We start from the raw sequence: 15112 nt of genomic DNA, 5'->3' as shown, positions 1-15112 counted from the left end.
ACAACAATTAAAGGATTAACCGCCGAGTTCGCTGGGTACGAATACACAGCTTTAAATGCAGAATAGATCATTATCTAAATCTAAGGGCGCGAATTATACATGAGAAAACCTTGCAAGGAAAAGATTGCTGCTCTTCATCATCAATCCCCACATCGACCAAAAACAAAAAAGCCCAAGTTAGTGGCTAACTTGGGCTTTTAAATAAAGAGACTATTGAACGCCAGGCACTGGGACTTCTTCGCTATAAAGAGGCTCACCTTGCATAATACTGATCTCAACACGTCTATTTAGACTGCGTTCAGCTTCAGTATCATTCGGGCCTAACGGCTCGGTATCGGCCATACCGCGAACACGCAATCTTTGATGCGAGAACCCTCTGACTTTTTCCATCTCCTGTGCAACAGACACAGCCCGCTGTGAAGATAGATCCCAGTTAGAGCGGTACAGCTCTGAATCAATTCTTTGGTTATCGGTATGCCCCGAGATACGAACAATCCCCGGCACATCCTTTACTAACTCAGCTACCTGTCGAACCAACGGTCTAAACTTAGGCTGCAAGAATGCAGACCCTGTTGGAAATGCGCCTTTTTCACGAATTCGAATCACGATCTGTTGCCCAAGGTTTTCAACTTCGATTGCACCTTGATCAATTTCTCGCTCTAGTGCTTTCTTAATGCTTTCGAGCAGCGTTTCTAGTTCTTGGGATTGAGCTTCAGCCTGCTGCTGCTGCTGCTCAGATTCCGAGTTTTGGTTATTTTTCGTCGAGGTGTCCGGTGATTGACCACCCGTTAACTTACCCGCGTCACGCTTCGTACCACCCGCGCGATCTGATTCCCCTTCGTGGAACTCCAAGGTTTGCTGAGTAATATCGATAGTTTGCTGCATGATAACGTCAATCGGTGTCGGCTCCGGTCGACCAGGGCGAAACTCTTGCGCGATAATACTGGTGCCTTTCGGAATGTCTTTCACTTCCAAGCGGTTTTGAACACCGAAGGCAAATTTCATTGAACCAGCGATCTGTTTGAACTTCAGTACGTCCATTTCCGAAAACGAAAGTAGAAGTACGAAGAAACACATTAGTAGCGACATCAAGTCGGCAAAGGTTCCCATCCATAACGGAAGGCCGGGAGGGGGACATTTACAGGGGGTTTCTTCTTCCATACCTTAAGCCCTATTTACTCGCCATCGCCATCAAGAATACGCTTACCTTCATTGATGTAGTTCTTCAAGTAACCATCAATTACGCGCGGGTTCTGACCATCTTGAATCGCAAGCACACCATCCATTACCAAACGACGATTTAGTGTTTCTTGATCTCGGCGCAGAGCCAGCTTGTCTGCAATTGGGAAGAAAACCATGTTCGATAGGATCGCACCATAAAGGGTAGTCAAAAGTGCAACCGCCATTGCTGGACCAATCGACTTAGGGTCATCCATGTTTGAAAGCATCGCAACCAGACCAACCAAAGTACCGATCATACCCATCGCTGGAGTTACGTCACCGAATGCACTAAATACTTTACCGCCCTGCTCATGACGCTCATCGGTAAGAGCAATATCTTTCTGCAATGCTGCACGAACCACATCGGCATCGTGACCATCAACCAATAAATCGATGCCCTTTTGCATGAAGCTGTTGGTGATTTCCATCTCTTCTAATGCAAGGAACCCGCCTTTACGTGCAGCGTCAGCCATTTCTACAACTTTAGCGATCAGATCTTCTGGCTCATCTGACTTAAACATAAACGCTTTGCCGGCAATTTTGACGGCACCGAAGAATTGGCCCATGGTGAATTTCATTAACACTACGAATATCGAACCACCAACAACGATAAGGATGGAGGTCACATCGATAAACATCGAAATACTACCACCAAGAATCATCGCCATGATTACGAAGGCAAATCCGCCAATTAAACCTAATAGGGTTGCTAAATCCACAAAGCACTCCTCATGCTGTTTTATGCTTCTTCACTGAGAATAATCTTCTTATCGGCAAGAGCCGAAGAACTTTTAGTGAAATCTTGAAGTTAGTATCACACTTTTTACGGTTAACACTGTGATTTCAGGCGCTAGCTTAACCATAGTATCGCTTACTTTGCAGTGTTAAGTTGTAAATTCAAATAACACTTCCATATTTGACCGTGTCTGCAGCGATTTTCTGACAATTTTTATTGGTTAAATTTGACCATATCAACAGCCTAAGGTAACGTTCGTTCATCTTAACTAACGCAGAATTATTATGGCGACTAAGAAACCTGAAAATATGTCTTTCGAGGCTGCAATTGAAGAGCTCGATGGCTTGGTTGATCAACTTGAAAATGGTGATCTAGCCCTAGATGATGCGCTGAAAAAATTTGAACGCGGTATCGCGCTAGCGCGAGCTGGACAAAGCAAACTAAACGATGCAGAACAACGTGTTAGCATCTTACTGCAAAACGATGAAAATGCAGAACTTAGTGACTTTAACCCGCAACCAGAATAAATAATTGTATGAGATCCCCTATGATTGAGACTTTAACGTCTTATCAAGAACGTAATAACGACCAATTAAACCTATGGCTTGACCGCCTCCCTCACCAAAACCAATCTCTTATTAATGCGATGCGTTATGGATTGCTATTGGGAGGTAAGCGTGCACGCCCATTTCTTGTGTATATTACCGGGGAAATGTTGGGCTGTGATAAAGAAGCGCTGGATACTCCCGCATCCGCGGTAGAGTGCATCCATGCTTATTCTTTGATTCATGATGACCTACCAGCTATGGACGACGACGCTTTACGTCGAGGCCACCCAACATGTCACATTAAATTTGATGAAGCGACTGCCGTACTGACCGGTGATGCGCTACAAACGCTGGCATTTACCATTCTTGCCGAAGGTCCACTGAATGCCGAAGGAGAAACCTGTCGCGTCAAGATGATCCAATCTCTTGCTCAAGCGTCGGGCGCTCAAGGCATGTGTATCGGACAAGCTCTGGACCTTGCAGCTGAAAACCGTTCAGTGACACTTGAAGAACTAGAAGAAATTCATCGCAATAAAACCGGTGCGCTAATGAAGTGTGCTATTCGCTTGGGCGCATTGGCTGCTGGCGAAAAAGGTATAGCGGTTCTTCCTCAACTAGACAAGTTCGCAGACGCCATTGGCCTCGCTTTTCAAGTTCAAGACGATATCTTGGACATCATCAGCGATACTGAAACACTCGGTAAGCCTCAAGGTTCAGACCAAGAATTAAACAAGAGTACCTACCCTTCTTTACTAGGATTAGAGGGCGCTCAAGAAAAAGCTCACACTCTGTTACATGAAGCGCTTCAAGCTTTGGACGCAATCCCATACAATACCCAGTTACTCGAAGAGTTCGCCCGATACGTCATCGAGCGCAAGAACTAGACAATAAGCGCGCAATACTATGACTCTTGATATATCAAAGTACCCCACACTTGCTTTGGCAGATATGCCAGAGGAACTGCGTCTGCTTCCTAAAGAGACGCTTCCTAAGCTATGTGATGAGCTACGCAGCTACTTACTAAACTCAGTCAGTCAGTCGAGCGGACACTTAGCATCAGGCTTAGGCACTGTAGAATTAACCGTTGCTCTCCATTACGTGTACAACACACCTTTTGATCAGTTAGTTTGGGATGTAGGCCACCAAGCGTACCCTCACAAAATTTTAACTGGTCGTCGCGACAAGCTTCCATCCATTCGCCAAAAAGACGGGCTTCACCCTTTCCCATGGCGCGGTGAAAGTGAATACGACACTTTATCCGTTGGTCACTCTTCTACGTCCATTAGTGCTGCGCTAGGAATGGCGATCAGTGCAGAGAAAGAAGGTAAAAACCGTAAGGTTGTCAGCGTAATTGGCGACGGTGCAATCACAGCAGGTATGGCATTTGAAGCAATGAACCATGCTGGTGATATTCACAATGACATGTTAGTTATTTTAAACGATAACGAAATGTCGATTTCAGAAAACGTTGGTGCACTCAATAATCACTTGGCCCAAGTGCTTTCTGGCAGCCTATACACGTCAATACGTGAGGGCGGCAAGAAAGTTCTTTCAGGTGTTCCACCAATTAAAGAGCTGGTTCGTCGTACTGAAGAACATTTAAAAGGCATGGTTGTTCCAGGCACCATGTTTGAAGAACTCGGTTTCAATTACATCGGCCCAATTGATGGTCACGATGTCAACGAGCTAATCAAAACACTGAAAAATATGCGTGAGCTAAAAGGCCCACAATTCCTGCATATTATGACGAAGAAAGGCAAAGGCTACGAGCCAGCTGAAAAAGATCCTATTGGCTACCATGGCGTACCTAAATTCGATCCAGCACACTCAAGCTTACCTAAGAGCAGCAGTTCAAAGCCTACGTACTCGAAGATCTTTGGTGACTTCCTGTGTGATATGGCCGCTCAAGATCCTAAGCTGATGGCTATTACTCCCGCTATGCGCGAAGGCTCTGGCATGGTTCGCTTTTCAAAAGAGTTCCCAGAGCAATATTTTGATGTTGCTATTGCTGAGCAACATGCTGTGACACTCGCAACCGGTATGGCGATTGCGGGTAATAAACCAATTGTGGCTATTTACTCGACGTTCTTACAGCGTGGCTACGACCAACTGATCCACGATGTTGCCATCATGGATTTGCCTGTCATGTTTGCTATTGACCGTGCAGGTCTAGTCGGTGCAGACGGTCAGACGCACCAAGGTGCATTTGATTTAAGCTTCATGCGTTGCATTCCAAACATGGTGATCATGGCGCCAAGTGACGAAAATGAATGTCGCCAAATGCTGTACACAGGCCACCACCATACTGGGCCAAGTGCCGTTCGTTACCCTCGTGGTGGTGGTATGGGTGTTGAAATCGAAGACACTTTCACAGCGTTGGAAATTGGTAAAGGCCGTATGGTTCGTGAAAGCTCTAAAGCGAAAGATGGCACTAAAGTCGCTGTATTGAGCTTCGGTACTTTCTTAGAGAATGCTTTACAAGCAGCAGACGCTATCGATGCAACTGTCGCAGATATGCGCTTCGTTAAACCTCTAGATGAAGAGCTAATCAAGCAACTTGCTAGCACTCATGACGTATTAGTGACTATTGAGGAAAACGCGATTGCAGGCGGTGCTGGTGCTGGTGTGCTTGAGTTCTTAATGCAAGAGAAGCGACCAATGCCAGTATTGAACTTAGGCTTGCCTGATAAGTTTGTTCCTCAGGGCACTCAAGATGAGCTTCACCAAGAACTAGGTCTTGATGCTCAAGGTATTCAACAATCGATAGAGCAATACCTCGCTAAGTAACAATACGCTAAAGAAGAAACTAAAAAGGTTGACCAATGGTCAACCTTTTTTCATTTTGTGCCACCGACTGAAAGCATCGATAGCGCGCTTAATTGATTACTTATTGTTGAACTGAGGAGCGTCGTAATTACTTGGCTCATCTGAGTACACACAAACGTTGAACTTCTCAACTAAACCATCTTCCGCTACGCATTGCTGCTGGAAGAACTCTTGAATTTCAGTACGCTGACAGTGCGCCTCAAATGCTTCGTTATCCACCCAAATTTCGTTGAATGCAATTGGGAAACTCTCACCTTCGGCAAAAGGGCTTGGGATATGGCGCGTCACTGTATATTGGATACAGCCATCTTCACGCATTGAGTTTGGCTCTAACGCTTTAAGCACTTCAAACAACTCATCCAATTTGCCTTCTTTTGGCAGAAACTGAGCGATGCAATAAACCTTTTTAGACATTTTTATTCCTTAGTTACTTTTTCTTATAGGGAAACGTAAGTAATTAAACTAACCAACCTGCGAACCTAGCGACGGCATAAAGAGCAACGCCTGCCATCACACCAGCTACGATATCGTCGATCATGATACCTAAGCCACCGTGAACACGCTTGTCTAGCCAACCAATAGGCCACGGCTTTACCATATCGAAAAATCGGAACAATACAAAGCCTGTAATCAGCCATTTCCAGTCGTTAGCTGGAATATTTAACATTGGCACCAAACTCATGGTAATCCAAAAACCTGCGAACTCATCCCACACGATAGAACCATGATCGTGTACCCCCATATCATCCGACGTCACCTGACAGATTTTAATGCCAACAATACAAGTGATCAGCACAACAGCAAGGTATACAGACAAAGGTAACTGGACTAGCAATAAATAAAGTGGAACGGCTGCTAGCGTTCCCATGGTTCCTGGAATAATAGGTGATAAGCCACTGCCGAACCCTGTTGCTAATAGATGCCAAGGGTTTTTCAGGGAAATTAAAGATAATGGGTTAGTCATTGCTTAAACCTTAAAGTGATCGAAACCGCTTAAATCCCAATTAAGAGGTTTGCCATTGTTATGTAATTCAAAGTGATCTTGTGGTCGAATTTGGCCAATACAAGTAACCCGAGTGCCAGTATGGCTCAGCGTACTTTCTAAAGTTCCTTTGTTTTCTTCTGGAACAGTAAAACACAACTCGTACTCTTCACCGCTCGTCAGAGCGTACTGCTGCGCTTCTTCCAAACTCGTCGCAAATTGTTCTAACTCTGATGAAATAGGTAGCTGACTCACATCAATGCTCGCACCAACTTTTGAACGAGACAGAATATGCTTTAGATCGGCAATCACTCCATCAGAGATATCAATCGCAGAGGAAGCCACCCCGCACAGCGCTTGCCCAACTAACACACGCGGAGAGCTCACATAATGACGCTCCTCCAGTTGTTCAGCGCAAGCACGTGCACGATTGCCATCATCCAATATCACATCAAGCCCAGCTTTGCTGTCGCCAAGATTTCCGGTCACGTAGATCCAATCTCCGACTTTTGCGCCATCGCGACGTAGTGCTTTGTCTTCAGCGACAAAGCCCTGCACTGTCAAAGTTAAACTTAATGGCCCTTTCGTTGTATCCCCGCCAATAAGCTGAATGCCAAAATAATCAGCCAATTTGAAAAACGAGTCACAGAAAGGAGCTAACCATGCTTCATCCACTTCAGGCATGGTTAACGCAAAAGATACCCACGCGGGGGTCGCTCCCATCGCTGCCAGATCACTGATATTAGACGCTAACGCTTTATGTGCAACCCACTTAGGGCAAGCGTCTGTAAGGAAATGTGTGCCAGCAACTAAAGTGTCTGTACTGATAGCAATATGTACGTTACTTGGCGCTTTCACCAATGCGCAATCATCGCCCGCGGCAAGGTGTACATCTTTGCGTTGTGGTTGGCGGTTAACAAAGTATTTTTCAATCAGATTAAATTCACCTGACATAAAATCAGTCCCTAACTCTCTATCCAGATAAGTAAGTGATAATTTACTTAGTTTTTAAACACAAAAAAGGCCAGCATATTTGCTGACCTTTTAAATTCGATATACGAAGGGTTACTTCTTACGTACGTGCGGTGCAGCTTTATCTAGCACACCGTTAACGAACTTATGGCTATCTTCTGCTGCAAATACCTTCGCCAGCTCGATAGCTTCATTGATAACCACTTTGTAAGGTACATCTTCGCGACGAGTCATCTCGTACATAGCAAGACGTAGTAGAGCAAGTTCCATCAAATCCAAATCTTGCATTGGGCGAGATACGAATGGACGAAGTTTGCTGTCTAGTTCCATGTGGCCTAAAGCAACACCAGTCAGTAGGTCGCGGAAGTATGCAACGTCTGTTTCTGGCATAGCTAGTGCAGGTTCTGCAGCATGATGCTCTTCTTCATCATACTTACCACCAGATAAGAACTGTTCTTCAACTGTGGCAACATTTTCTTTAGTTATTTGCCAAGAATAAATTGCTTGTAGAGCAAATTGACGTGCATTACGACGTGCGGCTGGTTTCACACTGGCCCCCATTAGGAATCGATTTCAGAAAGAACGTTGATCATCTCAAGTGCGCTTAGTGCAGCCTCTGCACCTTTATTACCAGCCTTGGTTCCTGCGCGTTCAATAGCTTGATCGATCGTATCAACAGTTAGAACACCAAACGCTACTGGAAGAGAATATTCCAGAGACACTTGCGCCAAACCTTTATTACATTCACTACAAACATAGTCGAAATGAGGCGTACCGCCACGGATTACTGTACCTAAAGATACAATTGCATCGAACTTACCTGTTTTAGCTACACGTTGAGCTACAAGTGGAAGTTCAACAGCACCAGGACAACGAACAACAGTAATGTTGTCTTCGCTTACTTGCCCATGACGTTTTAAAGTATCGATTGCACCAGAAAGTAGACTTTCGTTAATAAAACTGTTGAAACGAGCTATAACGATAGCTATTTTTGCATTTGGCGCTGGGAAGCCACCCTCGATCACTTTCATAAGCCTTCCTTTAACTATGTTCATCAAGTGAGAATCGCCGGATTCTAGCATAAAACTGTGAGCAATATCTAATGGATATTGAAGTTTATAGCCTCTGGCAACTTGTCTCTTTGAAATTATTATTAAAAATGGAAAAGGAAGCCACGCGCTTCCTTTTATGTCTACAGAAAAGCGAAAACCGCTTTTCTTGATTAATTACTCACAAACGTATTCAACCACATTCAAACCGAAACCACCAAGCGCATGGTAACGTTTTGAGCTAGAAGACAATAAACGCATATCTGAGACACCCAGATCCGCAAGAATTTGTGAACCGACACCTACACGGCGTGAGGTGCCCTGCTTCTTAGCCATCGTCGGAGCTTCACCTTTGTCTTGTGCCTCAAAGGTTTTAACTTTGTGGATCAAAGAATCCGTCGACTCCTCGTTGCCCAAAATAATCAGCACTCCGCCTTCACTGCCAATGCGTTGCATCGCTTTATCTAATGTCCAACTACGCTCTGTACTACGGTCTGAATGTAATAAATCAGTAAAGGTGTCGTGCAGATGTACACGTACTAACGGCGCTGAATCTTTCACATCGCCTTTAACCATTGCGTAGTGAATTTGGTTGTCGATCGTGTCACGGAATGTCACTAACTCAAAGTCACCAAACTCGGTAGGTAATTGACACTGAGCAACGCGCTCGATTGTCGTTTCCGTGTTGTTACGGTACTCAATCAGATCTGCAATCGTACCTAGCTTAATATCGTGCTTTTCAGCGAATACTTCTAAATCTGGACGACGAGCCATTGTGCCATCATCGTTTAAAATCTCGACGATAACCGATGCAGGCTCTAACCCTGCTAAGCGGCCTAAGTCACAGCCCGCTTCTGTATGGCCAGCACGAGTCAGCACCCCGCCCTCTTGAGCAGTCAATGGGAAAATATGACCAGGTTGAACTAAGTCTGCCGCTTTCGCGTCTTTCGCAACAGCCGCTTGCACTGTTACAGCACGGTCAGATGCTGAAATACCGGTCGTTACGCCTTCTGCCGCTTCAATTGACACTGTAAAGTTAGTGGTGAACTGAGCATTGTTATCTTGAACCATAGGCGGCAAACCTAAACGCTCACAACGCTCTTTAGTCATAGTTAAACAAATCAAACCACGACCATACGTTGCCATGAAGTTAATTGCTTCAGGAGTAATATGCTCCGCCGCCATGATTAAATCGCCTTCGTTTTCACGATCTTCGTCATCCATCAGGATAACCATTTTACCTGCGCGAATATCATCAATAATTTCTTGAGAAGTACTAATTGGCATTGCTCTATTCCTATTGAAAAGGTTCTGCTTCCTAGAACCTACATTAATTTAAGACCCAAACGAATTTAGCGCGCTAATTAAGCGAATCCGTTTTGCTGCAAGAATTCCATTGTCAGTTTTGATTCTGGTTGTGACTCTTCTTGCTGACCTTGTAAAAGACGCTCCATGTAACGAGCAAGCACATCCACTTCAAGGTTTACTTTACGACCAACTTGGAATTGGTCAATCGTCGTTTCTGACGATGTATGCGGTACGATCGTCAGTTTGAATGCATTCTTACGTAAGTCGTTTACCGTTAAACTGATTCCATCAACGGTAATCGACCCTTTTTGTGCAACATACTTGGAAAGCTCTGCTGGCATCTCTACCCAAAACTCAACCGCGCGTCCCACTTGGTTACGTTCAACAATTTCACCCACACCGTCCACATGGCCAGACACGATATGGCCGCCAAAACGCGTTGTTGGCAACATCGCTTTTTCAAGGTTAACTTTGTCACCGGCTTGGTAGTCAACAAAGCCTGTACGTTTTAACGTTTCCAAAGACAAGTCAGCGCTGTAACTGTGATCGTTGAATTCAACAACGGTTAAACACACACCATTAGTTGCAATACTGTCGCCTAATTTCACATCAGACATATCTAAGTTTTCAGCGTTCACGGTAATAGTAATGTCTTCTCCTCGTGGAGAAATCGCTGTTAATGTACCTACCGCTTCTACAATTCCTGTAAACATCGTTATAACTCTTATTTATTCTCTGATGCTGTCCATAAAGGCTGGGCAACAATACGTATGTCCGCGCCTACTTGGCGAACATCCTTAATTTCTAAATTGATAACATCACACATATCCGTTAAGCCTAAAGCCCCCATTAATCCTCGGCCGTCACTGCCCATTAATTTAGGTGCTAAGTAAATAACCAGCTCATCGACTAGCTGCTGCTTAAGTAAGCTGCTCGCCAGTGTCGCGCCCGCTTCAACCCATATATGGTCGATATGATGTGATGGCAATTGGCTAAATAAAGCTTTTAGGTCCAGCTGACCTTCGTCAGTCAGTGGTACCGTCAAGTCCGCATCTTGCTCCGCGACTCTTAAAATAGGAGTTGCGAGGTGGAATAGTTTCAAATCGGCGTGCAGCTGGTCTTGCCTATCCAAAATGATACGAGTGGGCTGTCTAAGCGTTTCGACCGGATATGTTTTTTGCAGGCTGGATGGTAATTCTGTCCAACGAACATTCAGCGACGCATCGTCTTCAATCACCGTCTGACTTGTTGACAATACCGCACCAGATTGGGCGCGATACCTTTGCACATCCTGACGGGCTTCTTTTGACGTGATCCACTGGCTCTTACCATTACTCAATGCCGTTTGGCCATCTAGGCTAGCGGCCATTTTAAGCTGAACGAAAGGCATACCTGTTTGCATACGTTTAATGAACGATGGGTTCAGCGCTCGAGCATCTTGCTCTAATAAGCCGACTTCAACTTCAACGCCCGCATCACGCAGCATGTTGATACCGCGCCCCGCAACCTTGGGGTTCGGATCCTGCATTGCGCAAATCACTTTTGAAACCTGAGCGTTAATTAGCCCTTCTGCGCAAGGAGGCGTTCGGCCATAGTGTGAACAAGGTTCTAGGGTGACATAAGCCGTTGCCCCTTTCGCTTGTCGTTGAGCCATACGTAATGCATGCACTTCTGCATGAGGCTCACCGGCTTGATGATGATAGCCTTCCCCGACAATTTGGCCATCTTTCACGATGACGCAGCCAACATTTGGGTTGGGAGCTGTGGTATAGATGCCACGCTTAGCTAATTGAATAGCTCGCGACATCATCTGGGAATCAAAAGAAGTAAATTTAGACATGGAGATTTTCACTTAAACTTCGAGATAATCAGTCTTCTAACTTGGCGATTTCTTCGCCAAACTCTCGAATATCTTCAAAACTGCGATAAACCGAAGCAAAACGAATGTACGCGACTTTATCGAGTTCTTTTAATTGGTCCATAACCAAATTACCGATCATTCCGGTTGGCACTTCACGCTCACCGGTAGCACGCAGTTGAGACTTAATGGTGCTTATCGCTAATTCGATAGAATCGGCACTAACAGGGCGCTTTTCTAGCGCTCGCTGAATTCCACCAACCATTTTATCTTCATTAAATGGTTCACGGTTACCGTTAGATTTAATCACTTTCGGCATCACTAGTTCAGCCGATTCGAACGTGGTAAATCGTTCACTACATGCTAGGCATTGACGACGACGACGCACTTGGTGCCCATCGGCAACCAGTCTTGAATCTATAACTTTAGTGTCGTTCTCAGAACAAAAAGGACAATGCATATCACCTCCCAAACAGTTGTTAATAGTGTAACGGAATTGCCAAACGTTAGGAAAGAAAAAGGGCCTCAAAAGGCCCTTTACTAGTGTTGTGCGCTAAGTTTTGTTAACTGCCCGCAATTTTTCGGGCAAGTCACGATTTATTAAGCACTAATCATCGATTAGCTGCGCACTAAGTAGTCGGCTTTTCCTACCCACTTATAACTTGTCAGCTCTTCTAAGCCCATTGGCCCACGCGCGTGTAACTTCTGAGTTGAAACTGCCACTTCGGCACCTAAGCCAAATTGAGCGCCGTCAGTAAAGCGCGTAGAAGCATTAACGTAAACAGCCGCTGAGCCTACAGAATTAATGAAACGCTCAGAGCTATCTAAGCTGTTGGTCATGATCGCATCTGAGTGGCTCGCATTGTGTATGCGCATGTGGTCAATCGCTTCTGCAACATCCGCAACCACTTTTATACCTAATGTGTAGCTTAGCCATTCTGTGTCAAAGTCACCTTCAACTGCGTCACGCTGGTCTTCAAAGCCAGACAGTAACGATTTCGCACTCGCATCAGCAACCAAGGTTACTTTACCCGCTAGACGTTGTTTCAGCTTAGTTAGGAAGGCTTCAGCAACGGCTTCATGAACTAACAACGTATCCAATGAGTTACATGCTGATGGGCGTTGTACTTTCGAGTTTTCAACCACATCCACAGATTTCTCAAGGTCAGCGCTCTCATCAACAAAGATATGGCTAATACCAAAACCACCAATGATCACCGGTATTGTGCTGTTTTCTTTACACATTTTGTGCAGGCCAGCGCCGCCGCGTGGAATAATCATATCCACGTAATCATCGAGCTTAAGCAACTGAGACACTAATTCACGGTCTGGCTTTTCAATGTATTGCACCGATGCCGCTGGCAGTTGGGCTTTTTCTAACGCAGACTGGATAACTTTGACTAGTTCCATGTTAGAGAAAAAGGTTTCTTTACCACCACGTAAAATACTGGCGTTACCTGTTTTTAAGCATAGGGCTGCAATGTCGATGGTCACGTTCGGGCGCGCTTCGTAAATAACACCAACCACGCCGAGCGGTACTCGACGGCGAGACAGTGACATACCATTTTCTAGCACCTTGCTATCAATTTCGCTGCCAACAGGATCATTCAGACTAATGACATTGCGCACGTCATTGGCAATACCTGTTAATCGTTCTTCATTTAAAAGCAGGCGATCAAGTAACGCCTCTGTCAGGCCAGCTTCACGACCTAATTCAATATCTTTTGCATTAGCCGCTAAAATAGCGGCGGAATTTGCTTCAAGTTCATCCGCGATAATCGCCAATGCTTGGTTTTTCTGTGCGGTAGACGCAGTCGCTAGGTGAAACGCAGCTTCTTTAGCTGCTTTACCCATATTGGTTAAATCCACGTTTAACTCTCCCTAAATCTGTTAAATATTCTTGAATCTATTCTTGGATAACCACGAGATCATCTCGGTGAATCACTTCAGAGCCATAGTCATAACCCAAGATTTCACCAATATCTTTACTGTGTTTACCTGCAATTTTCGTCAGATCCTGACTTGAGTAGCTAGCAATACCTCGAGCGATGACCTGTCCTTGGCTATCAGTAATTCGAGTTACTTCGCCACGCGAGAACTGACCACTCACTTTCGTCACGCCTTTCGCTAATAAACTACTGCCTTTATTGATCACCGCATTCACTGCACCATCGTCGATTACGATGTCGCCCATTGATGCAGGTCCAGCCAATATCCAACGTTTACGGTTTTCTAGTGCTTCCGCTAAAGGTAGGAAGCGGGTCCCTTGCGGGTTATCGCTTAGTGAATCAAACACCACGTTTTCCGCGCTGCCTGCGGCGATAATGACTTCTATACCCGCTCGACGAGCAATGTCTGCCGCTTGAAGTTTAGTTGCCATGCCGCCAGTACCTAATGTCGTACCGCTACCACCCGCAATTTTGCGTAGCGTATCATCAATAGTTTTTACTTCTTTGATGAGCTCGGCATTTGGGTCTTTACGAGGATCAGCAGTAAACAGACCTTTTTGGTCGGTCAGTAGCAATAATTTGTCTGCACCACATAAAATACCCACTAACGCAGACAAGTTGTCGTTATCACCCACTTTGATTTCATTGGTCGCTACCGCATCGTTCTCATTAACGATCGGAATGATGTCGTTATCAACCAGCGCATTGATAGTATCTCTTGCATTCAAGAAACGCTCTCTATCATCAAGATCGGCTCGAGTTAGCAGCATTTGGCCAATTTTAAGACCATAAATTGCAAACAAAGACTCCCATGCCTGAATCAATTGACTCTGCCCAACCGCTGCCAGCAACTGTTTGCTCGCCATTGAATTGGGGAGGGCGGGGTAACCCAAGTGCTCACGTCCAGCCGCAATCGCGCCAGACGAAACCATGACCACAGAATGGCCTTGTTTTTTTAATTCAGCACATTGACGCACAAGCTCAACCATATGAGCTCGATCTAACGCCAAGGTTCCACCAGTTAAGACACTGGTACCCAGTTTTACAACAACAGTTTTAGCCTGCATTGTGGTCCCGCTTTGATGATTTGATGTCATGAAGTCTTTTAAAGAAAAAACAATTAAGAGGTGATGTTTTAGCAATCAAAACATCAATTCACAAGTAGAAAAGGTGCTATTTAGCACCTTTTTATTCGTTTGGCAGGAATACAGCTAGAAATACTAGCTTTTGCGGTCGAAGTTAGACGAATTCAACAGACTCTTCGTCGAGTACCACTTCTAGTTCAAACTGTTTTGAAAGCAGCTCAACAAGCTTTTGATGGAATGCTTCTTGAGTACGATTAACTTCTTCAACAGCTTTCTTAGGTAAAGCGTGTGAATCCCAGTCCCCGGCTAGGTTATATTTACCTACATTGTATTTTGCCGAAAATCCTTCTTCCGACTTATCCAATTCGAGCCACCATCCCCAGAATTCTCGCTCTTCTGGTGATTTCTTATCGTTAACACAAACAGATAAGCAATCAAAAAGGTAATGTCCCTCTTCAGATTGAGGTTCACGAAGGTATGGCCCAATGGCCTTTAGCGCAGTTAACAAACGATAATGAGTTGGATTTTTTGCCACTTCTGACATATTGAATCTCCGTTTCAATGTTAAGAATGACTAT

Annotated in this window: 17 protein-coding genes; 3 read left to right on the top strand and 14 right to left on the bottom strand. The window is 44.9% G+C overall.

Annotated elements, in window-relative coordinates; translation table 11 throughout:
• Positions 1-210 precede the first annotated feature (210 nt).
• Positions 211-1161: a flagellar motor protein MotB gene (locus ELZ11_RS01260; RefSeq protein WP_137355556.1), complete on the bottom strand. Its 951-nt coding sequence runs from the start codon at positions 1159-1161 to the stop codon at positions 211-213.
• A gap of 14 nt (positions 1162-1175) precedes the next feature.
• A complete protein-coding gene (gene pomA, locus ELZ11_RS01255) occupies positions 1176-1940 on the bottom strand; it encodes a flagellar motor protein PomA (protein ID WP_137355555.1) in 765 nt (254 codons plus the stop codon).
• A 301-nt stretch (positions 1941-2241) separates the two neighbouring features.
• Between pomA and xseB the strand changes: the two genes are divergently transcribed.
• From xseB to dxs, 3 genes are read left to right on the top strand one after another with little or no spacing between them, the layout of a single operon-like run.
• The gene (gene xseB, locus ELZ11_RS01250; protein WP_137355554.1) at positions 2242-2484 is read left to right on the top strand and encodes an exodeoxyribonuclease VII small subunit; all 243 of its coding nucleotides are present in this window, start codon (positions 2242-2244) and stop codon (positions 2482-2484) included.
• 20 nt (positions 2485-2504) lie between these two features.
• On the top strand, positions 2505-3389 hold the full coding sequence (ispA, locus tag ELZ11_RS01245; RefSeq protein WP_137355553.1) for a (2E,6E)-farnesyl diphosphate synthase: 885 nt from the start codon (positions 2505-2507) through the stop codon (positions 3387-3389).
• Between the two features lie 19 nt (positions 3390-3408).
• A complete protein-coding gene (gene dxs, locus ELZ11_RS01240; RefSeq protein ID WP_137355552.1) occupies positions 3409-5292 on the top strand; it encodes a 1-deoxy-D-xylulose-5-phosphate synthase in 1884 nt (627 codons plus the stop codon).
• Positions 5293-5388: 96 nt separating this feature from the next.
• On the opposite strand, the gene ELZ11_RS01235 is transcribed toward dxs, so the two are convergent.
• The 12 genes from ELZ11_RS01235 to crl all read right to left on the bottom strand — a co-directional run bounded on the left by ELZ11_RS01235 (position 5389) and on the right by crl (position 15078).
• Positions 5389-5745 carry a putative quinol monooxygenase gene (locus ELZ11_RS01235; protein ID WP_137355551.1) on the bottom strand — a complete coding sequence of 119 codons (357 nt, stop codon included), beginning with the start codon at positions 5743-5745 and terminating at the stop codon, positions 5389-5391.
• Between the two features lie 43 nt (positions 5746-5788).
• Positions 5789-6295, bottom strand: coding sequence for a phosphatidylglycerophosphatase A (pgpA, locus tag ELZ11_RS01230; protein ID WP_137355550.1), 507 nt, complete (start codon positions 6293-6295; stop codon positions 5789-5791).
• Between the two features lie 3 nt (positions 6296-6298).
• Positions 6299-7267 (bottom strand): thiamine-phosphate kinase, encoded by a 969-nt coding sequence (thiL, locus tag ELZ11_RS01225; protein ID WP_137355549.1) that lies wholly within the window; start codon positions 7265-7267, stop codon positions 6299-6301.
• A gap of 111 nt (positions 7268-7378) precedes the next feature.
• On the bottom strand, positions 7379-7846 hold the full coding sequence (gene nusB, locus ELZ11_RS01220) for a transcription antitermination factor NusB (protein WP_137355548.1): 468 nt from the start codon (positions 7844-7846) through the stop codon (positions 7379-7381).
• A complete protein-coding gene (gene ribH, locus ELZ11_RS01215; RefSeq protein ID WP_004741508.1) occupies positions 7846-8316 on the bottom strand; it encodes a 6,7-dimethyl-8-ribityllumazine synthase in 471 nt (156 codons plus the stop codon). Before ribH ends, nusB begins: the two co-directional genes overlap by 1 nt.
• 195 nt (positions 8317-8511) lie before the next feature.
• A complete protein-coding gene (gene ribBA / locus ELZ11_RS01210) occupies positions 8512-9621 on the bottom strand; it encodes a bifunctional 3,4-dihydroxy-2-butanone-4-phosphate synthase/GTP cyclohydrolase II (RefSeq protein ID WP_137355547.1) in 1110 nt (369 codons plus the stop codon).
• Positions 9622-9698: 77 nt separating this feature from the next.
• A complete protein-coding gene (locus tag ELZ11_RS01205; protein ID WP_137355546.1) occupies positions 9699-10355 on the bottom strand; it encodes a riboflavin synthase in 657 nt (218 codons plus the stop codon).
• Between the two features lie 11 nt (positions 10356-10366).
• Positions 10367-11452, bottom strand: a complete 1086-nt coding sequence (gene ribD, locus ELZ11_RS01200; protein ID WP_137356240.1) for a bifunctional diaminohydroxyphosphoribosylaminopyrimidine deaminase/5-amino-6-(5-phosphoribosylamino)uracil reductase RibD — start codon at positions 11450-11452, stop codon at positions 10367-10369.
• 58 nt (positions 11453-11510) lie between these two features.
• Positions 11511-11960 carry a transcriptional regulator NrdR gene (gene nrdR, locus ELZ11_RS01195; RefSeq protein ID WP_137355545.1) on the bottom strand — a complete coding sequence of 150 codons (450 nt, stop codon included), beginning with the start codon at positions 11958-11960 and terminating at the stop codon, positions 11511-11513.
• A 158-nt stretch (positions 11961-12118) separates the two neighbouring features.
• A complete protein-coding gene (locus ELZ11_RS01190) occupies positions 12119-13369 on the bottom strand; it encodes a glutamate-5-semialdehyde dehydrogenase (RefSeq protein WP_137355544.1) in 1251 nt (416 codons plus the stop codon).
• Positions 13370-13406: 37 nt separating this feature from the next.
• The gene (proB, locus tag ELZ11_RS01185) at positions 13407-14546 is read right to left on the bottom strand and encodes a glutamate 5-kinase (protein WP_137355543.1); all 1140 of its coding nucleotides are present in this window, start codon (positions 14544-14546) and stop codon (positions 13407-13409) included.
• 142 nt (positions 14547-14688) lie between these two features.
• Entirely contained in the window at positions 14689-15078 is a 390-nt protein-coding gene (gene crl, locus ELZ11_RS01180; RefSeq protein WP_137355542.1) for a sigma factor-binding protein Crl, read from the bottom strand.
• Positions 15079-15112: the final 34 nt, after the last annotated feature.

Source organism: Vibrio profundi (assembly GCF_005281835.1).
Classification (GTDB): domain Bacteria; phylum Pseudomonadota; class Gammaproteobacteria; order Enterobacterales; family Vibrionaceae; genus Vibrio; species Vibrio profundi.
This window is presented reverse-complemented; position numbering and strand designations above follow the sequence as displayed.